The organism is Corynebacterium sp. zg254 (assembly GCF_024701495.1).
GTDB classification, from domain to species: domain Bacteria; phylum Actinomycetota; class Actinomycetes; order Mycobacteriales; family Mycobacteriaceae; genus Corynebacterium; species Corynebacterium zhongnanshanii.
The window spans coordinates 708992-730147 of sequence record NZ_WIAR01000001.1 but is presented as its reverse complement, the minus strand read 5'-3'; the positions used below and the strand labels follow the sequence as shown (position 1 = coordinate 730147).

Genomic DNA, 21156 nt, shown 5'->3' with positions numbered 1-21156 from the left:
GACAACCCCCTCGAGCTGGTCTGCTCGAGGGGGTTGCGTGGACTTTATAGGGAAGCCGAAAAGTGTTAGACGTTGATGCCGCGGGCTGCCAGCCAGGCAGCTGGGTCGATGGCCTCGCCACCGTTAGGGTGAACCTCGAAGTGCAGGTGGGAGCCGGTGGAGAAGCCCAGGGATCCCATGCCGGCGATCTTCTGGCCTGCGGAGACGCGCTGTCCCACGGTCACGTCCAGGGTGGCCATGTGGCCGTAGACGGTGATGGTGCCGTCGTCGTGCTTGATGCGGATCCACTGACCGAAGCCGGAGGCTGGGCCGGAGTCAATGACGGTGCCATCCATGACGGCCAGGATGGGGGTGCCCACGGCGTTGGCGATGTCAATGCCCTTGTGGAAGGTGCCCCAGCGTGGGCCGAAGGGGGAGGTGAAGATGCCCTCGGCTGGCTTGGCGAATCCACCGATCAGCTTCGCGAGGCCGGCGGCATTTGGGTCGCCGTTTTGGATTGCGGCGGACAGGTCAGCGGAGGAGAGGCGGTTGGCCAGGTCGGCGTTGGTGCGCTCCTGAGCGAAGTGGAGTGCGGAATCCAGCTGGGAGGAGAGGTCGGAGACTTCCTTGGCCTGTGGGACTTCGAGGATCTGCGGGGTCTGGGCTGCGGCCTCGCCGGCGCCGGTGCCGTTGCCCTGCGCCAGGGTCTGGGAGTCGGCGGCCAGGACGATGTCCTTGTCGGCCTTGGTGGTGGAGCCGGCGGCAGCGCCAGCAGCGCCCGCGGAGGTGACGGCGGTAGCCGCAACGGCAACCATGGTGACGCGACGCTTGGCGGTGGTGTCCTGCTTGCGGTGAGCACCTCCGGTGCGGGCTGTGTTCTTCTGCACGATAGGATCCTTAAAGTCTTGAGGCAACGTCGGTGTATCGTGGCTATTTCTTAACCACTTCGTTATCAACGAGTTGTAACATTATTGCTTTATCAAACAGTTATCAACCGGTTTTGCTAAAAAAGTAACGAAAGTGTCACGAAGATCACGGTCTGTGATCTGGTCGGCTCGTGAGCTGTAAATGCGCAGATTAAAGATCCTGCAGGTCACGGCGCTGCACGCACAAGGGGGTAGAGATATGGTTGACACTTCAACAAGCGGGTAAAAAGTGTTACCCCATAGAGGGGATGTCTCGACGTAACCTTGAGGCTTTGTGACACAAGTGGCTGGTGGGGCTACCGGCGCGTCAAGCACAAGCGAGTCAGTACCCCACCACAGTCACATCATTGGGCACAATGGGATAGGTGAATAAGCGATCCGAAGACAGCCGACCAGACCGCAGACCCAGCGGGCGAACCCGACGCGGGTCATCGGCGGCACGCAGAAGCCGTCCACGGACCCAGCAACCCCACCAGCCAACGTCCCGTTCCTCCGCAGCCAAGGGCGCGCACCCCGAACACGGCCGTGGGCGCTCCGAGGGATTCGTGGATACGCCCACCCAGGCACGCTCAGCGCGAGCGGCTGCAACGTCGGCGTCGCCTTCCTCCTCGGCAACAACCACGGCGCGGACACGGCCCGACGGGCGGATGCAGCAGCTCTGGCAGCTGTGGCGGCCCCACGTGAAGCGGTTCGGGCCATCACTCCTTATTAATCACGCGGTGACCCTTGCCGTGATCATCTCCATCGCTGTGGTGGTGGGCGTGGGTCCCGGCTTCGCCTACGTGCCCGCGGTGATTGGCTCCCTGTGGATGCACGTGAACCTCGCCCCGCTGCACATGGGCGGCGTGACGCTTGGGTTCGCGCCGCTGCTCCCCGCGTTGGGAATCGTGTGGTGGCACGCGCGACGCACCACCAAGGCCCTCGGCAATTCCGTGTCCGTGCGAGGCCTGCGGCTGTACGCGGCCATGAACATTGGCATCGCGTGGATCATGACGATCGTGGCGTGGCTGATGCTCTGGGACGCCTCCCGGGTGTTCGATCTCGCTCCGCCGAACCTAGGTGTGGCGCTGCTGTCCGCCCTGCTGGTCAACGGTGCGTCTGTGGTGATCGGCATGCGCCCCCGCGTGTGGCGCGCGCTGCTGCTGCGCAAGGGGATTGGCACGTGGCCGGTCGATGCGTTCATCGTGGCCGGGCGCTTCCTGAAATACATCGTGCTCGCCGGCGGCGCGGCGGCGGCGCTGTACGCGCTGTATAACTTTCAGGCGGTCAGGGAGTCCTTCGAGATTACGCAGGACACCACGGGCGGACTGGGCCTGGTGTTGCTGTCCCTGCTGTACCTGCCGAACATCGCCGTGGGTGCAGCCGGTGTGCTGATGGGTGGCGAGTTCCACATCGGCCATGGGATGGTGAGCCTGTTTAGCGTCACGAATGTGAACGTGCCACCCACGCCGATTTCTGCCACGATTCCTCACGGCACGATCCCGCACGCGGCCGTGTTGCTGATCGTTCCGGTGGCCCTGGCGATCTGGCTGGCATACCGCCACGTGGCGCAGCGCGACTACATCGAGGCGCCGCTGGCCACGGCCGTGGGTGCCGGGGTGGTGGCTGCGTTTGTGGGCTTTTGCCTGAGCTGGCTGGGCGGCGGCGAGCTGGGCGTGTATGGCCACACGGGCCCGCTGGAGTGGCTCTTCGCCGTGGAGGCTGCGGGCTGGGTGCTGGTCCCCACCCTGATCCTGATGCTGTGGGCGCAGCGCGCGGGGCAGAGCGTGGTGGAGGATACTGTAGATAGTGCCGACGCCGACGTTGCAGGGTCTGAGGATGCTGCCGATGATGAAGACTCGGCGGGCCAGGACGTAGAATCTGAAGACGAGCAACCCGAAGACCGCGAGGCTGAGGATCTCGAAGCTGAGGATCGCGAGGCGGAGGCTGAAGACTCCGAGGCCGAGGCAGAAGCCCCCGAGGGGGACAAATCTACACAGGAACACGAGGCACAGGATGAAGATAGTTCTTCTAGCGTCCGGGACAGGGACGCTTCTCCAGAGCGTGATTGATCACGTCGATCGCTCAAAGGTACACATCCTGGCGGTCGGCAGCGATCGCGATTGTGAGGCTCTGTCCCGCGCGCAGCGGGCGGACATCCCTACGTTCACCGTGGAGTACACCCCGGGCGAGACGGACCGCGAGCAGTGGAATGTCGCGTTGGCCGAGCAGATTGCGTCGTACGAACCAGACATCGTGGTCAGCGCGGGTTTCATGCGCATCCTCGGCAAGACTGTGGTGGATGCGTTTGCCGGACAGATCATCAACACGCACCCTGCGCTGCTGCCCGCATTTCCGGGCGCCCATGGTGTGCGGGATGCCCTTGACTACGGTGTGAAGGTGACAGGCACCACGGTTCACGTGGTGGATTCGGGTGTGGACACCGGCCCGATTATCGCTCAACAGGCTGTGGTAGTGGAGCCGAGTGACACGGAGGCTACGTTGCATGAGAGAATCAAAGTAGCAGAACGCCAACTTCTTATCGATGTGCTCCATGCCATCAGCGATAACGGTCTCAGCATTAATGGACGAAAGGCTAGGACGACCAGCAATGACTAACCAGAAGCCAATCAAGCGCGCGTTGATCAGTGTGTACGACAAGACTGGATTGGAGGAGCTGGCCAAGGGGCTTCATGACGCGGGAGTGGCTTTGGTGTCCACCGGGTCCACGGCGTCGAAGATCGCGGCGGCTGGCGTGCCGGTGACGGAGGTCGAGCAGCTCACGGGCTTCCCGGAGGTACTGGAGGGCCGTGTGAAGACCCTGCATCCTCGCGTTCACGCGGGAATCCTGGCGGATACCCGCAAGGAGGATCACCTGAAGCAGCTGGAGGACCTGGATGTGGAGGCCTTCGAGCTGGTGGTGGTGAACCTGTACCCGTTCACGCAGACTGTGGCGTCGGGCGCATCCTTCGATGAGTGCGTGGAGCAGATCGACATCGGGGGACCGTCGATGGTGCGTGCGGCGGCGAAAAACCATCCGTCCGTTGCGGTGGTGACGAACCCTGATCATTACGACGCCGTGGTTCACGCCGCGAAGGAGGGCGGTTTCACCCTGGAGCAACGCACCAAGCTGGCTACCGAGGCTTTCCGCCACACGGCCTCCTATGATGTTGCGGTATCTACCTGGCTGTCCGAGCAGATCGCAGAGGAAGGGGAGGTATTCCCCGAGTGGACTGGTGCTACCTATGAGCGTGCCAGCGTGCTGCGTTATGGCGAGAATCCTCACCAGGCTGCGGCGCTGTACGTCACCCAGGGTGAGGGCGGCCTGGCGGGGGCGAAGCAGTTCCACGGCAAGGAGATGTCCTACAACAACTACACGGACTCGGATGCAGCGTGGCGTGCCGCGTGGGATCACGAGCGTCCGGCGGTAGCGATCATCAAGCACGCCAACCCGTGTGGCATTGCGGTCTCGGATGCCTCCATTGCGGAAGCGCACAAGCTGGCCCTGGCCTGCGACCCGGTATCCGCCTTCGGTGGCGTGATTGCCACCAACCGTGAAGTGAGCGTGGAGATGGCGAAGCAGGTTGCCGAGGTGTTCACCGAGGTTATTGTGGCGCCATCCTACGAGGAGGGTGCCGTGGAGATCCTGTCGCAGAAGAAGAACATCCGCATTCTGCAGGTTCAGGAGCCAACGCGTTCTGACGACGCCGCAGCACCGGAGCTGGAGCACCGGGAGATTTCCGGCGGTTTGCTTGTTCAGCAGCGCGACAAGATCAACGCGCAGGGTGACTCCACGGATAGCTGGACCCTGGCTGCCGGTGAGCCTGCCGATGAGGAGACGCTGAAGGAGCTGGAGTTCGCGTGGCGCTCGGTGCGTGCGGTGAAGTCCAACGCGATCCTGCTGGCCAAGGACGGTGCCACCGTGGGCGTGGGTATGGGTCAGGTGAACCGCGTGGATGCGGCAAAGCTGGCTGTGGAGCGCGCTAACTCCCTGGCTGGGGATGACGAGCGTGCCCAGGGCTCCGTGGCTGCCTCCGATGCGTTCTTCCCCTTCGCGGACGGCTTCGAGGTGCTGGCGAACGCCGGCGTGCGCGCGGTTGTTCAACCGGGTGGCTCCGTGCGTGATGCCGAGGTTATCGAGGCGGCCACGAAGGCCGGTGTGACGATGTACCTGACCGGTGAGCGTCACTTCGCTCACTAAGAGTGCGACCCGAGTGCCGCGCCACGATGGCTGCAGATGCGTTGGTGGCACTAGTGCTAGGTATATAATAAAGCCGTGACCACACACCCGTCCCGAAACCTGAACGCGAAACTCTGCCGCGGCCTGGTTGCCTTGGTGAGCTGCGCGGCCTTGAGCGCCTGCACCATCAACGGTGGCGACCTGGCTAAACAGCGCCAAGAGGAGCTGGAGAACGCACAGCCCACGTTTGACGATCCGGGCTCGACCGTGGCAACGTCGTCCCCCTCGACGGACAGCGAAGCCACGCAGGAGAACAAGCCCGAGAACGCGCCCGACAGCGATGTCGCGCCGGGCGATGTCACCGCAGTGGCGGAGGCCGCCGCGGCTGCGGGCGGTGCCATCGCCATCGCAGCGGCGGGAGAAGTAGCCACGGCAGGTTCCGTGGACATGCCCGCGTGGTCCACCATGAAAGTCCCGGTCGCGATTGCTGCTCTGCGTCACGACCCATCCGTTGCCTCGTTCGTTGCTCCTGCTATTCAGCAGTCGAGTAATGCCGACGCCGAAGCTTTGTGGTCCTCCATGGGAGACCCAGCCACCGCAGGTCAGCTGACCGGTGCGGTCCTTGCCGAAGGCGGGAGCTCCGCCACCGTTCAAACCTCCGTGGTTCGGCCCGGTTTTAGTTCCTTCGGGCAGACCCAGTGGCCGTTGGATCAGCAAGCCCAATTCGCCACCAAGCTGCGCTGCATCAACGGCTCCGAGCAGGTGGTGGCCAACATGGGGCGCGTGTCCGCCGACCAGTCCTATGGCCTGGGCCGGATTCCCGGCGCGCTGTTTAAAGGCGGATGGGGCCCCGATGAGTCAGGCATGTACAAGGTCCGTCAGTTCGGACTGGTGCCGGCAGGCGACGGCTACATTGGCGTGGCGATCGCCGCGGCCGCACCTGACGGTAGCTATGAGTCGGGACAAGAAATCCTCAACCAGATGGCGTCCATCGTCCAGCGTCACCTGGGTTCACTGCAGGCCAGCGCCTGCTAATTCCTACAAGTGGGAGAGTAAGTTATGACGTACGATCCAAACCAAGGCCAATGGAGTCCTCAGCAGCCGGTGTATGGTCCTCCCGGTGGCTACTATGGCCAGCCTCAGGGGAACCAGGGCAATGGTACGACCATCGCGTGGGTCGTGGCAGCCATCGCTGTGACCGCCTTGCTGGTGATTGGTGGAGTGGTGGGCTACAACGCCTTGTCCAACAAGAACATCAACAACACCACGAACCAGGGGCAGATGGCGGTGCAGACCTCCTCGGCTCCCGCGCCGTCGACGTCGTCTCAGTCTTCCAATAGTGCACCAGCTCAGGAGGCGCAGCCGGCACCTGCTCCGCAGGCGGAGGCTCCAGTCATTTCCTCGGGCTACAATCACTACGATTACAACGGTGTGACCTCGTCTGGCTTTGCGAACAATGTGTACTGGGCCTGGAAGAACAACTACAGCGCCACGGGCAACAAGTACGCTACACTCTCTGTCTATTCGCCGTACACCGGCTATACCTATCGCATGAGCTGCTACCCCAGCGGCAGCGCCGTGCGCTGCACCGGTGGTAAGAACGCTTTGGTGTCCATCTACTAGTTCGTCGCGCGGGTTGGACTATAGTAGTCCACGATGACTGGCTCTCAACACTCCCACGGACGAACATCGGGCACATCCCGTGTGCTTCTGGCGCTGGGATGCGCAGTGGCTGTGGTCTCTGGCACGGTGCTGTATAGCTCCGCCACGGACTCGTCCAGCCAGCCAACTCATTCCCAGGCCGCCAAGCCCGTGGGCAAGAACCACTCCGGCAACCACGGTGCGGATCAGCCTGATGTGAAGCTCGCTGACGTGGCGGTTGATGGGGGATCGATCGCCTTGGTGAGCCACGATCGCACCCTGGTGTATGGCCAGGACGATGGGCCTGCCTGGTCCACCATCAAGGTGCCCATCGCCATCGCTGCCTTGCAGCATGATCCCGCCACAATTGATCGCGTTCAGCCCACGATCGAGTGGTCCAGCAATGAGGACGCGGAGGCCCTGTGGTTCTCCATGGGCAATCAAACGCAGGCCGGGGAAGCCGTGGAGGAGCTGCTGCACACCACGGAATCGGCGGCCGACCTGGACAAGATCCCCGCTCACTTCACTGACGCGCAGGCTTTTGGTGCGGTGAACTGGTCCCTGTCGGAGCAGGTGAGCTTCGCCAACCAGATGTGGTGCGTCCCGGAGGCCGAGCCGGTGCTAGAGTCCATGGGCAACATCGCCGAGGAGCACCGCTGGGGCCTCGGCAGGATCGACGGTGCCCGCTTCAAGGGCGGCTGGGGGCCCGATGATGAGACGGGCGTGTACACTGCCCGCCAGTTTGGCGTGATTCCCGTGCCCGGGGGCTGGGCGCCCGTGGCGCTATCTGCCACGGCTGAGGACGGCACGGAAGGCTCGGCCCAGGAGATCCTCAATGAGATGGCGGATAGGCTGAACGTCCTCAAGGACCGCCTGGCACCGTCGGCGTGTGTGCCTCCGGGGGATCGTTAAGCGGTAGGCTGTAGAGCTGTGAGATCCACATTCTTGGCGGAGCCCGATATTGAGGGGCTGGCCCCTCGGGCGGCGGCGAAGGCGCGCCGGCGTGTGGACTTGTTGCGCGCGAGCGCCAAGATCATGGCGGACACGGGTTTTCACGCGATGCGTTTGGAGGACCTGGGGGAGGCCGTGGGGATTTCAGGCCCGGCGGTGTATCGGCATTTTTCCAGCAAGGAGCAGATTCTTCGGGAGTTGTTGCTGGGTATTTCCACGCATTTGAATAGCCAGGCGCGCGAGGTCATTGACGGTGCGGCCACGCCTCAGGAGCGTGTGAGTACCCTGATCGATTTCCACATCTCCTTTGCCCTCCATCAGCCGGAGCTGATTCGTCTGCACAACAGGGAGCTTTTTCGCCTGGGCATGGATGGCCATGCCCAGGTGCGTCATGCGCAGGGCCAGTACCTGCAGCTGTGGGCGCAGTGCTTGCAGCTGTTGGATCCGGCGTTGGATGACGATGGGGCGAAGGTGAAGGCGCAGCTGATCATTGGTCTGATTAACTCGGTGGAGTATCTTCGCCTGAACGTGCCCCGGTCGGTGGTGCGCCGCCAGATGTCCGAGTCTGCGCGCGCTGTGGCTGGCCTGCACACTTAGGGCCGCTATGGCTCGGGGGAGTAGTGCGCCAGCACCGCTTTGACCAGTGCTCCAAGCCGGAACCGTTCCGGGCTTAAGGGAGTGATCCCCTGTTCCTGCAGTGGTTCTGCGGTGACGGGCCCCACCGCGGCGAATAGTACCGAGCGTTCCACTGCGAGCTGCCGGATGCTATCCCACACCTGGAGGCGTTGCGCGGTAGCGATCCAGTGGCGCACCGCCGGGGCTGAGGTGAACAGCACGCCGTCGAACTCTGCATCGGCGGTCTGCCGGAGGGAACATTCTAGCGCCTCGGGATCTCGGGGCTCATCCCAGCGGTAGGTGACGATGGAGTGGATGGTGGCGCCGGCGGCCTTTAGCTGGTGTTCCAGGTTCTCGTCGCCGGCGCCGTGATGCTGGATGGCGATGCGCGCGCCGGTGAGGTCGCGGGCCAGGAGGTGCTCCAGGATGTCGGCGGTGGTTTCGGACTCGGCGATGAAGTCGGGGCGGTAGCCGGCGTTGACGATCGCGCCGGTGGGTTTGGCGCCGCGTGCCAGGATCGTGGCGGACCCGAGGGTTCGGTGGAGTGCTGCCTGCAGCTCGGGGTAGGCGTCCAGGGCCTCAAGCCAGCTGGTGAATCCGATGGCGGTGGTCACAATGACGTAATCGACGCCGCCGTTTGCGAGTGTGCCGGTGGTGTGGAGAAGCTCGGCGTCGTTGGTGGTGGGGATAACGGTGAGCGGCGCGGCGATGGTGGTGCGGGCGCCATGGCGGGCGAGGGATTCGGCGAATTCTTCGGCGCGACGTTCGACGGGGAGCAGGAAGTGGCGGCCTTGGAGCGTGGTGCTCAGCGGCGAAGAACTTTGCAATGAGGGAGTGTCTGGTGCGTTCATTGGTTCTTTAGCCTAGCGCGGGCAGACGGCGAGGAGCTAGTTCACAAGTGGTGCTGTTTCTATAGCAAAATGAGTGGCGGTCGAGAGGGGAAGGGGATGCGATGGGGGAGGGGGTGGCATATGAGCGGATCTATAGAGCTGGGGTTTTGGAACGTCCGGGGGTGATCCGGTAACCATTCTGCACAGAATGAACATTTTGCTTTGCATACAAGATAGTGTGCTGAGTCACAGATACTGTTAATTCTCATTAACTGAAATGGAGTGGGTGCGTTGAGTACAAGCGATCACCAGGCCAGCCATCAGGACCTCGTGCAGGAGCTGCGCGAGCGGCTCGAGCGGGCCGCGCAGGGTGGAGGTGACGCCGCACGCGCGCGGCACGAATCCCGGGGCAAGCTGCTCCCGCGCGACCGCATTCTCACCCTGCTGGACCCGGGAAGTCCGTTTTTAGAGATCGCGCCCCTGGCCGCCGAGGAGATGTACGACGGCAAAGCACCGGCCGCGGGACTCATCGCCGGGGTGGGCCTGGTCGAGGGGCGGCTGTGCATGATCGCAGCCAACGATGCCACCGTCTCCGGCGGAACGTATTACCCCATGACTGTGAAGAAGCACCTGCGCGCCCAGGAGATCGCGGAGGAAAACCGCCTGCCGTGCATCTACCTGGTGGACTCCGGCGGGGCGATGCTGCTCCAGCAGGATGAGGTGTTCCCCGACCGCAACCACTTCGGCCGCATCTTCTTCAATCAGGCGAACATGTCCGCCAAGGGCATTCCGCAGCTCTCCGCCGTGATGGGCTCCTGCACTGCCGGCGGCGCCTACGTCCCGGCCATGTCCGATGAGACCATCATCGTGGAAAATCAAGGCACCATCTTCCTGGCCGGCCCGCCCCTGGTGAAAGCTGCCACGGGAGAGGACGTCACCCCGGAGGAGCTGGGCGGTGGAGCGATGCACTCGCGCATCTCTGGCGTGTCCGACCATCTGGCCAGCGACGATAAGGATGCTTTGCGGCGCATGCGCGACATCGTCGCCACGTTGCCGGACAACAAGCCCACCCCGTGGCTGAGGCAGGAGCCGAAGCAGGCCCCACGACCGCAAACAGACCTGTATGACATCGTCCCGACGGACGCGAAGATCCCCTACGACGTCCACGATGTGATCGAAGTTCTCGCCGACGCGGGCTCCATCTCCGAGTTCAAGGCCGAATACGGCACGTCCATCGTGACCTGCTTTGCCCGCCTGGAAGGGCACAGCGTGGGAATCATCGCGAATAACGGTGTGATTTTCGCCGAAGCGGCCGTGAAGGGCGCGCATTTCATTGAGTTGTGCGAGCAGCGCAATATCCCACTGATTTTCCTGCAGAACACCACGGGATTTATGGTGGGCCGCCAGTACGAAGAAGGTGGCATTGCCAAGCACGGCGCCAAAATGGTCAACGCCGTGGCCACGGCCTCGGTGCCGAAACTCACGGTGGTTATTGGCGGCGCCTTTGGTGCGGGTAATTACTCGATGTGTGGCCGCGCCTACAGCCCGCGCTTTTTGTGGATGTGGCCGAATGCCCGCATTTCCGTGATGGGCGGACCGCAGGCGGCGATGACCCTGTCCACGGTCCGACGTGCTCAGATCGAACGTTCCGGCGGCGAGTGGTCCGCGGAGGAACAAGAAGCATTTGAAGCCCCGATCCGGGAGATGTTCGAGGAGAAGTCCAGCTGCTGGTATTCCACCGCGCGCTTATGGGATGACGGGGTCATTGATCCCGCGGATACACGGCGCACGCTGGCCATGGCTCTTGATATTTGCGCTCAATCCGAGCGCGCACCTCAGGGCTTTGGCGTATTCCGCATGTAAACGCACTGAACCATATTGCTGATTATTTTTCACACAAGGAGTGCAACCCGTGACACGCACAACAATCGATACCGTTCTTATCGCCAATCGCGGTGAGATCGCCTGCCGCGTCATAAACACCGTCCATTCCATGGGGCTGAAGGCCGTAGCGATTTATTCCGACGCCGACCGCTCGGCCCCACACGTCCACTTAGCTGATAAGGCCGTCCATGTGGGTCCGGCTGCTGCCGCGCACTCTTATTTAGACATCGACAAGGTCATCGAGGCAGCGCGCGCCTCGGGCGCGGACGCCATCCACCCCGGCTATGGGTTCCTCTCGGAAAACGCCGCCTTCGCGCGCCGCTGCGAGGAGGAAGGCATCGTATTCATCGGCCCGCCGGCCGAGGCCATCGACACGATGGGCGACAAGATCACGGCCCGCGCCACGGTGGAATCCCGCGGCGTGCCCACGGTCCCCGGCATTTCCCGCCCGGGCTTGAGCGACCAAGAGATCATCGATGCCGCCCCGGACATCGGATTCCCCGTGCTCATCAAGCCCTCCGCCGGCGGTGGCGGCAAGGGCATGCACCGGGTGGAGAACATCGAGGACCTGCCGCAGGCTCTGGTCACCGCCCGGCGCGAGGCCGCGAGCTCCTTTGGCGATAGCACCCTGTTCCTGGAGCATTTCGTGGACACCCCGCGGCACATTGAGGTGCAGATCGTGGCGGATTCTCACGGCAACGTGATCCACCTGGGGGAGCGGGAGTGTTCCTTGCAGCGCCGCCACCAGAAGGTGATTGAGGAGGCTCCCTCGGCGCTGCTGGACGCCGCGACCCGCGAGGACATTGGCCAGGCAGCGTGCGATGCTGCCCGGGCGTGTGGCTATCGCGGCGCGGGCACGGTGGAGTTCATTGTCTCGGCCTCCCAGCCGGATCGTTTCTTCTTCATGGAGATGAACACCCGCCTGCAGGTGGAGCACCCGGTCACGGAGCTGGTCACGGGCGTGGATCTGGTGGAGTGGCAGATCCGCGTGGCGCGCGGGGAGCAGCTGCCTCTGCGTCAAGATCAGGTGGAGCTCACCGGCCATGCGGTGGAGGCGCGCGTGTATGCCGAGGATGCGGCGGCAGGGTTCCTGCCCACGGGTGGCACGATCAGTGCTTTGTCCTGGCCGGTGGGCCCCGGGGTGCGCGTGGATTCCGGTGTGGCCGAGGGCCAGACCATTGGCTCGGATTACGACCCGATGCTGGCCAAGGTCATCACGTGGGGTTCTGATCGCGCCCGCGCGCTGAAGGGTCTGGATGACGCCCTGGCCGCCACCGTGATCGACGGCGTGGTCACCAACGTGAACTTCAACCGCTTCCTCATCACCCATCCGGACGTGTTGGCGGGGGATCTGCACACCGGTCTGGTGGACGAGCTGTGCGGCGATTTCGCCAACCCGTCCACGCCGCTGGCAACGTTTGGCCTGGTCGCGCTGCATCACGCGCGTAATGCGGGCCGTCAGGCGTCCCGGACGTTGAGTGGCGCCTGGACGTCGGCGGATGCGTGGCGGGGTGGGCGAGATGCCGCGCCGATCCGGTTGCTGCTGACCGACAATCCCGACGACGCCCACAGCGCGCGCACCATCAGCCTCACTGAAAAGGACAACGGTGCTGGCTCTCCGAGGACGTGGACGCTCACGTCGGAAGCGCTGGTGGATGATTCCGAGGCTGCCGTGGTGGAGCAGTGCGAGCTGCAGCTGCTGGAGCGTCCGGCGGGCAACCGTTCGAGCGCTTCAGACGCCGCTGGGCAGGCCGCCACCCAGTATCACCTCGCCCTTGATGGCGGTCCCACCGAGCACTGGATTGTCGGAGCCACCTCCACCTGCGGGCGGTACTACGTCACGGGCCCGCAGGGCACCGTGTGCGTCACGCACCTGACCGGCACGGCGGCGGATAGCTCCGCTCAGGACAGCACGGGTGCCCTCACCAGCCCCATGCCGGGCACGGTGATTGCCGTGGAGGTGGAGAGTGGGGCGTCGGTCAATGAAGGACAGACGGTGCTGGTCATTGAGGCGATGAAGATGGAGCACACCATCGCGGCACAGGTGGCGGGCGAGGTCAGCATTGCCGTGGCGGTAGGCGACAAGGTCACCACCGGGCAGGTCCTGGCCGAGGTGCACGCGGACGGGGAGGATGCCTAAGGACTCCCGGCCCGCGCACAGCACACCCGCACCAACCAGCTCGACCACACAGAACTCACAACTCACAGAACAGGAATCACGATTATGGCTATGCTCACCCCAGAACACGAAGAACTCCGCCGCTCCGTTGAAGATTTTGCGAACAACGTGGTGGACCCCGTTGCCGCGCAACACGACCGGGAGCACACCTTCCCCTACGACGTGGTCCGCGCCATGGGCGAGATGGGGCTGTTCGGCCTGCCCATCAGCGAAGAATACGGAGGCATGGGTGGCGACTACTTCGCCCTCGGCATCGCGCTGGAAGAGCTCGGGCGCGTGGACCAATCCGTGGCCATCACCCTGGAGGCAGCCGTGTCCCTGGGCATCATGCCCATCTACAAGTTCGGCACCGAGGAGCAGAAGAACACCTACCTGCCGGACCTGGTTGCCGGCCGCGCGCTCGCCGGCTTCGGACTGACCGAGCCGGACTGTGGCTCGGACGCCGGCGGAACCAAAACCACCGCCAAGCTAGACGGCGGCCAGTGGGTTGTGAACGGCTCGAAGCAGTTCATCACCAACTCAGGCACGGACATCACCTCCCTGGTCACCGCCACCGCCGTCACCGGCACGCGGGACAACGGCTCCAAGGAAATCTCCGCCATCATCATCCCCACCGGCACCCCGGGATTCACCGCGGAAGCCCAGTACAACAAGGTGGGGTGGAACGCCTCCGATACCCACCCCTTGACCTTCAGCGACGTCCGCGTTCCCGAGGAGAACCTGTTGGGCGAGCGTGGCCGAGGCTTCGCCCAGTTCCTCTCCATTCTGAACGAGGGCCGCATAGCGATCGCCGCACTGGCCACCGGCGCGGCCCAAGGCTGCGTGGATGAGTCCATCGCGTACGCCAAGGAGCGCACCTCCATGGGACGGGCCATCTCCGAATACCAGGCCATCTCCTTCAAGATCGCCCGCATGGAAGCCCGCGCCTGGTCCGCCCGCCAGGCATGGCACTCGGCGGCGGCGAAGATGCTCTCCGGGCAAGACTTCACCAAGGAAGCCTCCATCGCCAAGATGGTCAGCTCCGAAGCGGCCATGGACAACGCACGGGACGCCACCCAAATCCACGGCGGCTACGGATTCATGAACGAGTACCGCGTGGCCCGCCACTACCGGGACTCCAAGATCCTCGAGATTGGCGAGGGCACCACCGAAGTCCAGCAGATGCTCATCGCACGATCGTTAGGACTGTGACGGCCGGGTGGCGTCGGGTCATTCCATCCCACAGACCCGGCCCACCGCCAGCAGCCCGGCGAACAATAACGGAATAACATCGCAGCACACAGTGACCACCGAAGGAGAACGTCCATGGCAGACAACCCAGCAACCGAACGGCCTCAGGAAGGCAGAACCGTCGAGCAGCGCGGACTATGGTTCGAGGAATTTGAAGAAGGCGTGACCTACCTGCACCGCCCCGGCAGGACCGTCACCGAAGCGGACAACACCCTGTTCACCACCCAAACGATGAACACGCAGCCCCTGCACCTGGATGCGGCCTGGGCGGCCACGCAATCAGGATTCAACGGCGAGCGGCTGGTCAACTCCCTGTTCACCCTCTCCACGGTGGTGGGGTTGTCCGTCAGCCAGCTGTCCCTGGGCACGATCGTGGCGAACCTTGGCTTCAAGGACGTGTCCTTCCCGCATCCGCTGTTCCACGGGGACACGCTGTACGCGGAGACCGTGTGCGTGGGCAAGCGCCTCAGTTCCTCGCGGCCGGGCCAGGGGATCGTGGAGCTGCACCACATTGGGCGGAACCAGCACGGCGACATCGTGTGTGAGGCAACCCGCTCCACGATGATGCAGTGCCGACCGCAGAACTAGACCCTCAGAGACCGTAAGAGACCCCCTAAAGAGGCAGACATGGATACACCACACGCTCCGCGCACCTGGATTCCTGCAGGTCCCGCGCTGTTGTTCGCTCCTGCGGACCGGCCGGAGAGATTCGCCAAGGCAGAGCAACGCTCGGACATGGTGATCGTGGACCTGGAGGACGGGTGCCGCGCCGAAAATCGAACCGACGCCCGGCGCATCATTGCAGAGTCTTCACTCAACCCGGCCACCACCATCGTGCGCATCAACCCGCCGGAAAGTGACGAGTTCGCCGAGGATGTGGAGGCTGTGATGCGCAGTCCCTTCACGCAGGTGATGATCCCCAAGGCGGAGGACCTGTCCGCGATGGACCTTCCCGAACAATGGGAGGTCATCGCGCTGATTGAAACCCCGCGGGGCGTGCTAAACGCCGCGGAGATTGCGGCACATCCCCAGGTGGTGGCGCTGTTCTGGGGCGCGGAGGACTTAACCGCCGCGTTGGGAGGAACGTCCTCCCGCTATGGGCGGGACGAGGTGCCCACCCCGGGAGGAGGAGTCTCGGGGCACCCCGGTGGCTACCGGGAGGTTCCTCGCCTCACGCGCTCCCTGGTGCTGCTTCATGCCGCGGCGGCGGGCGTCGTGGCTCTGGACTCCATCCACGCTGACACTACGGATAGTACTGGGGCGTATGCGGAGGCCGTGGACGCCGCAGCCAGTGGCTTCGCCGCCACCGTCTCCATCCACCCAGGATTGGTCCCCGCGATCCGGAAGGCATACAGCCCCACGGAGGAGCAGGTGGACTGGGCACGGCGCGTGGAGGAGGGCGCCCGCAGCAACAGCGGCGCCTTCGCCGTGGATGGGAAGATGATCGACCTTCCTCTCCGGCGTCAAGCCCAGGTCATCCTGGCCCGCGCACAAGCAACACACCCCTCTCACTAGGCAACACACATCTTCACTAGGCAACACACCCCTCTCTCAAAAGGAAGAACAATGACACCACATGTACAACCACTGTTTGAACCGCCCGCATCTCGCGAACTGAGCGACCCCTCCACCATCGAGGGCATCGAGAAGCTCAGCTACGGCAAAGGCAACACGGACGTTCCCCTCCTGGAGGAAACCCTCGGCGCGAACCTCGCCCGCATGGTGTCCCTGTACCCAGACAATGAAGCGATCGTGGACCTGTACGGCGACATCCACATGACGTACACGGAGTTCTACCGCAAGGTGCAGCGCCTAGCCTCCGGCCTGTACGCCGAGGGCTACCGCCCCGGCGACCGCATCGGCATCTGGGCGCCCAACCGCTGGGAATGGACGATCGTGCAGTACGCCACCGCAGAAATCGGCTGCATTTTGGTGTGCATTAACCCCACCTACCGCATCAAAGAACTCAACTATGTGATGAATCAGGCGGGCATTAAGGCGCTGTTTTCCGCGGGCCGCTTCAAGGACTCGAACTACCGGGCCATGATCCACACCGCGGAACACCAGTTTGACCGCAATTACAAGGAGACCATCTTCTTCGGATCCGAGCGTTGGAATGAACTGTCCAACCACGCCATTTTGGATCTGAATCCCATCCGCGAGCAATTAAGCCCGCATGACCCGATCAATATTCAGTACACCTCCGGCACCACGGGAATGGCCAAGGGGGCCACCCTGTCCCACCGCAATATCCTGAACAATGGCTATTTCGTGGGTGAGGTCATCAACTACACGGATAAGGACCGCGTGGTCATTCCCGTGCCGTTTTTCCACTGCTTCGGAATGGTGATGGGAAACATCGCCGCGTTGTCTCACGGCGCGACCACCATCATCCCGGGGCCCGTGTTCACGCCGCAGTCGGCGCTGGAAGCTGCACATTTGGGGCAGGCGACCTCCCTCTATGGTGTGCCGACCATGTTTATCGCGGAGTTGCATGAATTGAGCTTGGCGTCGGGAAAATATGATTTATCCAACCTGCGCACCGGAATCATGGCTGGAACGTCCTGCCCCACAAAGACCATGCGCGAAGTGATGGACATTATGGGCATGACGGAAGTGTCCATTTGCTACGGCATGACCGAAACCAGCCCCGTGAACCACCAAACCACCCCGGACGACGCCGTGGAAAAGCGCGTGGAAACCGTGGGTCGGCCGGGTCCTCATATCGAGGTGAAAATCGTCGACGCCAACGGCGATATCCTTCCCCGCGGCCAGCAGGGCGAAATCCTGGTCCGTGGATATTCGGTGATGAAGGGCTATTGGGACATGCCCGTGAAAACCGAGGAAGCCATTGATGACGACGGGTGGATGCATTCGGGCGACCTGGGCCTCATGGACGACGAGGGATACGTGCAGATCACCGGCCGCATTAAGGACATGGTGATCCGTGGTGGAGAGAACCTGTATCCGCGCGAGATTGAAGAGTTTTATTACTCGCACCCGGACATTTCCGACGTGCAGATTATCGGCGTGCCCGATGAAAAGTACGGCGAGGAATTGATGGCGTGGATCATCATGAACGACGGGGCAGAGCCTCTCACCGCGGAGGATCTGAAGAAGTTCGCTGACGGAAACCTGGCCCGCCACAAGATCCCTCGCTATGTGCATGTGGTGGATTCCTACCCCATGACCTTGTCAGGAAAGGTACGCAAGGTGGAAATGCGCGAAATGGCCATTGACATTCTGGGTATGTACGACAAGAACGACAAGAACTAGCACACACGAACAACGAGCGCTCCTAGGCAAGGAGCGCTCGTTGTGGGCTGTATGTACTTCAACGGTTCCGTCCGCTCTTAGCGGCGTGTTCCGCTTAAGCCCGGAACTCCTTCAGCTTGCTCAGCACCGTTTCGGGCACTGCCTCAGCCGGGATGGTGGTGAGCGCCAGAGGAGCGTCCTGGGGAAGCGGCTGATCCGTCACCCACACCTCCGACTCGATGACCGGCAGGTGGACGTCGATCCCAGGGAAGTCCAGGGAGTCTTCACGCCGGTAGCCCATTACCCAGTCGTAGTGGGCGGCCACATTAATGACCGGCTGGTAGGCCTCCTCGGTGGTGCTGTGCTTGCGCTCGTCCATGATGATCCCGGAGATGCCCGTCGCAGCAAAGGAGCGCAGGTTGTCGGACAGGTACATGGACACGCGCTCGGCGTCATCGTCGTCGAACTCGTTGCCGCCACCGACGATCGCATCCGCCTCGTAGGCCAGCGCCTTCGGGCAGGACACCTGCAACAGAATTGCGCCGCCCACGATCGTGGTGAACGCGGAGACGATCGCGTCGAGCCGCGAGCGGAGCTCCTCGTTCGTGGCTGCCACACGCGCGGCGTAGCCGGGCCGGGATTTCTCGCCCATGGCCTCTTTCAGCTCATCTACGTTGTTCATCGACCACGTGCGCACGGCATTGAGCGGAAGGATAGTCACAGCGGAGTTCAGCAGCCGTTGTGCCTGTTGAGCGTGGTTGGCCAGCGCCGTGGGATCGTCATAGGGGATCGGCTTGCCCTGAAGGAGCACCTTCTGGGCATATGCCCACGAATCAATGATCACACCGGGCTGGGATGAACCCTGACCGTGCAAAATCTGGGAGATGTCCGAACTCATAATTGTCTATCCTTGTCGTGTCTCGTGCGCTTCAATACCGATGTTTACCGACGCCGACGCCGGCGCGGTGTAGCGAAGCGCGATGGGGGAAGAAAAGAGGGAAGGGAAGTGGGGGACGCCCGTGGCGGACGCGGAGTCACCGGACGCGTGGTCAAGGGCTCATTGCCGACGAGCCCTCGCGCTATCCGTTACTGAGGCCAGCTACAGAGACCTGCAGCCTAGGCCGGATTCCCCGGATTCCTAGGCCTTGGTGTGCGTGACCTCCCCGTACTTCTCCTCCAATTCCTTGATCCGGTTTTCCAGCTTCTCGATCTTGAGAACGTGGCGGTTCGGAACGAAGATCAACGGAATCTCGCCCAGCTTGCCCTTCACGCGCTTCGGTCCCTGGGCATCCCACACGGTGGCGGTGACGTCCTCCGTGTCGTCGCCCCAGCTGCCGAAGTATAGAAGATCCTCCGCCGGCTCCTCCGTGACGAACTGCTTCACGAATTCGTTGTACGGAGTGCCGCGCTTCAGGCGCGCCTCGCGCTCCTTCTTCCGCAGCTCCTCGGTGCCGTCCTTGTCCACCACCAGGGTGTCCCGGTTCCACTCCACCTGGTAGATGTTCTTGGCCACCCAGTCGGAAATGCGGCCGAACTTGATGTCCTGCATCACCAACTCAGGGTCGCGCTCTAGCACGTCTCCGTATCCGCCGCCGGCACCCTGGGCGATCATGTACAGCTCACCCTCCTGGGAGTGATCGAACTGAAGACCCATGTGGTAGGTGGTGTATTTGCCATCCTCGAATGGCTGCTCGTTCATGACCCGCTTCATGGACAGGTCGAACTGTGACGGATCCTTCTTGACGATGTCGAAGATATTGATGCCCTTCACCATCGCCAGCGGGTAGGTGGGGCAGCCGTAGCCGCCGAACAGGCCGGGCACGGAGGAGAACTTCGCGCCGGACGTCACCGTCATGAATCCCCAGCTTGGGGTGTTGCGGGCGGCCACAATCATCTCGTAGCCCATGCCACCGCGGTACTTTCCGAAAGCCTGGTTGTCCTGCACCACACGCTTGGAGACCAGCTGGAGGAAAGGAACTTCCTCCTCCATCACTTCCTGCTCACCGGTATCCGCCATTGCACAGAACAGGGGAGCCACGGCATCCTCGCCATCCTGGAAGGCCTTCGCGCCGCCGCCCATACCGTTGAGGTCCGCACACAGGTTTCCGACCTGCTCGCCGTGCTGGGTTTCTCCACCCCACAGGAAGTCGTTGATCTGGTTGAACCACGGGGCGATGACGTTCGCGTACTTCTCCTCCACAGAGAACTGCAGCTTGGCGTAGGCCGCCTGCAAGCACGTGAATCCGCGGAAGGAGGCCTGCAGGTTCTGGCCCGTCGGGGCGTCGTAGGAGCAGTCCGCCCAGGAGCCCTCGTCGGAGATGATCTCGATGGGGGATAGGGCGCCCGTGGACCGGGGAAGATCAGGCCACCAATAGGACAAAATAGCCTGAGCCATGAAGGCCTTCGTCGAAGAATATGGCGAATTAATGGCCCTATTGAGGATTTCCGGACCGGTTCCTCGAAGGTCAACAATTAATCGCTCGCCCTTTACTGTGATGGTGCAGGCGAATTTAATCAGAATGTTTTCTTTCAGCGTGGAATCCACAAACTGATTAATGCGGACCGTGCCGTCGGGCATTTCTGCAATACGGCGCCGAACTTCCTGCTCCACATCCTCCACCGTCATGCGAATGGCCGCCACGAACGGCTCCACACCAAACTCTTCGATAGTGCGGTCCACGATGTCCATCACGCGGCGGACAGCGCCCATCTTCACCTTGATGTCGGCCAGCATCAGCTTCGGGTCGCGCGTGGAGTGCTGCAGGAAGGTCAGCAGGTCACGGCGCAGGTGGCCGCGCTCCACGATCTTCATGGGGGAGCCGCGCAGGCCGTCGTCGAACGGCGTTTCGGAACCGGAGGGCATGCCGCCCGGCTCGCAGGCGCCGTTCTCACCCTCGTGGATGGTCGCGCCCACCCACGCGATGATCTCTCCCTCGCGCATGACGGGGACCAGCATGGATTGGTCGGTGTTGTGCACCATGCCGAAGCGGGCGTCGTTATGGAAGAAACCATCGCCGGGGTTGATGCCCACGGTGGGTTCGTCCTTCCAGTACTTCATGATGTAGCGGATGGGGTGGTGCAGCACGGCGGAGAAGGCGATCACGCCGCGGTTGGACATGTAGCACACGTCGCCGGCGGCGGTGTAGACCGCCACGGAGAGGTCCGCCCACTTCGCGCCGGGTGCGGCACCCATGGATTCGCACATTTCGAAGGCCTCATCCAGGGAACCCGACAGGCGGCGGCGAATACGATCCGCCAACAGGGGGTCATGTTCCTGGGCAAGGATCCTCTCTTCAAGGTCACTGCGCTCGCTGATGGAGTGGTTACGCATGATTTCTGGGTCGGGGCCCAGGAACAGCGTGGTGTCATTCATGAAATCGTCAACCCACTGCTGCTCCTCAGGGGTGAGCTGACGTGCCATCTCTTCGTGGCTCATGTGGGAGTGGCCCGCATGTCCCTTTGCTTTTTCCGGTGTGGTCATGGTGTGTTCCTTTCACGCGACGGTGG

General features: G+C 62.9%; 17 protein-coding genes. 13 read left to right on the top strand and 4 right to left on the bottom strand.

What is annotated here, in order from left to right; all coding sequences use genetic code 11:
* Positions 1-65: 65 nt before the first annotated feature.
* A complete protein-coding gene (locus GC425_RS03335; RefSeq protein ID WP_231699672.1) occupies positions 66-866 on the bottom strand; it encodes a M23 family metallopeptidase in 801 nt (266 codons plus the stop codon).
* A gap of 404 nt (positions 867-1270) precedes the next feature.
* Between GC425_RS03335 and GC425_RS03330 the strand changes: the two genes are divergently transcribed.
* The 7 genes from GC425_RS03330 (at position 1271) to GC425_RS03300 (ending at position 8253) form a co-directional block, all read left to right on the top strand.
* The gene (locus tag GC425_RS03330; RefSeq protein ID WP_257821982.1) at positions 1271-2956 is read left to right on the top strand and encodes a DUF6350 family protein; all 1686 of its coding nucleotides are present in this window, start codon (positions 1271-1273) and stop codon (positions 2954-2956) included.
* Positions 2901-3503 (top strand): phosphoribosylglycinamide formyltransferase, encoded by a 603-nt coding sequence (gene purN / locus GC425_RS03325; protein WP_151842001.1) that lies wholly within the window; start codon positions 2901-2903, stop codon positions 3501-3503. Before GC425_RS03330 ends, purN begins: the two co-directional genes overlap by 56 nt.
* Positions 3496-5085, top strand: a complete 1590-nt coding sequence (gene purH / locus GC425_RS03320) for a bifunctional phosphoribosylaminoimidazolecarboxamide formyltransferase/IMP cyclohydrolase (RefSeq protein ID WP_257821981.1) — start codon at positions 3496-3498, stop codon at positions 5083-5085. The genes purN and purH overlap by 8 nt, the downstream gene beginning before the upstream one ends.
* A 75-nt stretch (positions 5086-5160) precedes the next feature.
* Positions 5161-6099, top strand: a complete 939-nt coding sequence (locus tag GC425_RS03315; RefSeq protein WP_257821980.1) for a hypothetical protein — start codon at positions 5161-5163, stop codon at positions 6097-6099.
* A gap of 24 nt (positions 6100-6123) precedes the next feature.
* The gene (locus tag GC425_RS03310) at positions 6124-6687 is read left to right on the top strand and encodes a hypothetical protein (protein ID WP_257821978.1); all 564 of its coding nucleotides are present in this window, start codon (positions 6124-6126) and stop codon (positions 6685-6687) included.
* A 33-nt stretch (positions 6688-6720) separates the two neighbouring features.
* Positions 6721-7617, top strand: coding sequence for a hypothetical protein (locus GC425_RS03305; protein ID WP_151841998.1), 897 nt, complete (start codon positions 6721-6723; stop codon positions 7615-7617).
* An 18-nt stretch (positions 7618-7635) separates the two neighbouring features.
* A complete protein-coding gene (locus tag GC425_RS03300) occupies positions 7636-8253 on the top strand; it encodes a TetR/AcrR family transcriptional regulator (protein WP_257821975.1) in 618 nt (205 codons plus the stop codon).
* Positions 8254-8258: 5 nt separating this feature from the next.
* Here GC425_RS03300 and GC425_RS03295 read toward each other — a convergent pair whose 3' ends face one another.
* Positions 8259-9122 (bottom strand): uroporphyrinogen-III synthase, encoded by an 864-nt coding sequence (locus GC425_RS03295; protein WP_257821974.1) that lies wholly within the window; start codon positions 9120-9122, stop codon positions 8259-8261.
* A gap of 270 nt (positions 9123-9392) precedes the next feature.
* Between GC425_RS03295 and GC425_RS03290 the strand changes: the two genes are divergently transcribed.
* The 6 genes from GC425_RS03290 to GC425_RS03265 all read left to right on the top strand — a co-directional run bounded on the left by GC425_RS03290 (position 9393) and on the right by GC425_RS03265 (position 17670).
* Positions 9393-10964, top strand: coding sequence for a carboxyl transferase domain-containing protein (locus GC425_RS03290; protein ID WP_308240239.1), 1572 nt, complete (start codon positions 9393-9395; stop codon positions 10962-10964).
* 49 nt (positions 10965-11013) lie between these two features.
* Positions 11014-13125 carry an acetyl/propionyl/methylcrotonyl-CoA carboxylase subunit alpha gene (locus GC425_RS03285; protein ID WP_257821972.1) on the top strand — a complete coding sequence of 704 codons (2112 nt, stop codon included), beginning with the start codon at positions 11014-11016 and terminating at the stop codon, positions 13123-13125.
* Between the two features lie 84 nt (positions 13126-13209).
* The gene (locus GC425_RS03280; RefSeq protein ID WP_257821970.1) at positions 13210-14355 is read left to right on the top strand and encodes an acyl-CoA dehydrogenase family protein; all 1146 of its coding nucleotides are present in this window, start codon (positions 13210-13212) and stop codon (positions 14353-14355) included.
* Positions 14356-14469: 114 nt separating this feature from the next.
* Positions 14470-14982, top strand: a complete 513-nt coding sequence (locus GC425_RS03275; protein ID WP_257821968.1) for a MaoC family dehydratase — start codon at positions 14470-14472, stop codon at positions 14980-14982.
* A 39-nt stretch (positions 14983-15021) separates the two neighbouring features.
* Positions 15022-15909 carry a CoA ester lyase gene (locus GC425_RS03270; RefSeq protein WP_257821966.1) on the top strand — a complete coding sequence of 296 codons (888 nt, stop codon included), beginning with the start codon at positions 15022-15024 and terminating at the stop codon, positions 15907-15909.
* Between the two features lie 51 nt (positions 15910-15960).
* Positions 15961-17670 (top strand): AMP-binding protein, encoded by a 1710-nt coding sequence (locus GC425_RS03265; RefSeq protein ID WP_257821964.1) that lies wholly within the window; start codon positions 15961-15963, stop codon positions 17668-17670.
* 94 nt (positions 17671-17764) lie between these two features.
* Here the strand turns inward: GC425_RS03265 and GC425_RS03260 are convergent, their stop codons facing one another.
* Complete coding sequence (locus tag GC425_RS03260; protein ID WP_257821962.1) at positions 17765-18547, bottom strand: hypothetical protein; 783 nt, start codon at positions 18545-18547, stop codon at positions 17765-17767.
* Positions 18548-18787: 240 nt separating this feature from the next.
* Positions 18788-21085: a hydantoinase B/oxoprolinase family protein gene (locus GC425_RS03255; RefSeq protein WP_257822421.1), complete on the bottom strand. Its 2298-nt coding sequence runs from the start codon at positions 21083-21085 to the stop codon at positions 18788-18790.
* Positions 21086-21156 lie beyond the last annotated feature (71 nt).

What these genes read in the sequence shown, in the direction of transcription:
- purN (WP_151842001.1), top strand. Translation starts at nt 2,901, where the DNA reads ATGAAGATAGTTCTTCTAGCGTCCGGGACAGGGACGCTTCTCCAGAGC.
- purH (WP_257821981.1), top strand. Translation starts at nt 3,496, where the DNA reads ATGACTAACCAGAAGCCAATCAAGCGCGCGTTGATCAGTGTGTACGAC.
- GC425_RS03310 (WP_257821978.1), top strand. Translation starts at nt 6,124, where the DNA reads ATGACGTACGATCCAAACCAAGGCCAATGGAGTCCTCAGCAGCCGGTG.
- GC425_RS03305 (WP_151841998.1), top strand. Translation starts at nt 6,721, where the DNA reads ATGACTGGCTCTCAACACTCCCACGGACGAACATCGGGCACATCCCGT.
- GC425_RS03295 (WP_257821974.1), bottom strand. Translation starts at nt 9,122, where the DNA reads ATGAACGCACCAGACACTCCCTCATTGCAAAGTTCTTCGCCGCTGAGC.
- GC425_RS03280 (WP_257821970.1), top strand. Translation starts at nt 13,210, where the DNA reads ATGGCTATGCTCACCCCAGAACACGAAGAACTCCGCCGCTCCGTTGAA.
- GC425_RS03275 (WP_257821968.1), top strand. Translation starts at nt 14,470, where the DNA reads ATGGCAGACAACCCAGCAACCGAACGGCCTCAGGAAGGCAGAACCGTC.
- GC425_RS03270 (WP_257821966.1), top strand. Translation starts at nt 15,022, where the DNA reads ATGGATACACCACACGCTCCGCGCACCTGGATTCCTGCAGGTCCCGCG.
- GC425_RS03265 (WP_257821964.1), top strand. Translation starts at nt 15,961, where the DNA reads ATGACACCACATGTACAACCACTGTTTGAACCGCCCGCATCTCGCGAA.
- GC425_RS03260 (WP_257821962.1), bottom strand. Translation starts at nt 18,547, where the DNA reads ATGAGTTCGGACATCTCCCAGATTTTGCACGGTCAGGGTTCATCCCAG.
- GC425_RS03255 (WP_257822421.1), bottom strand. Translation starts at nt 21,085, where the DNA reads ATGAGCCACGAAGAGATGGCACGTCAGCTCACCCCTGAGGAGCAGCAG.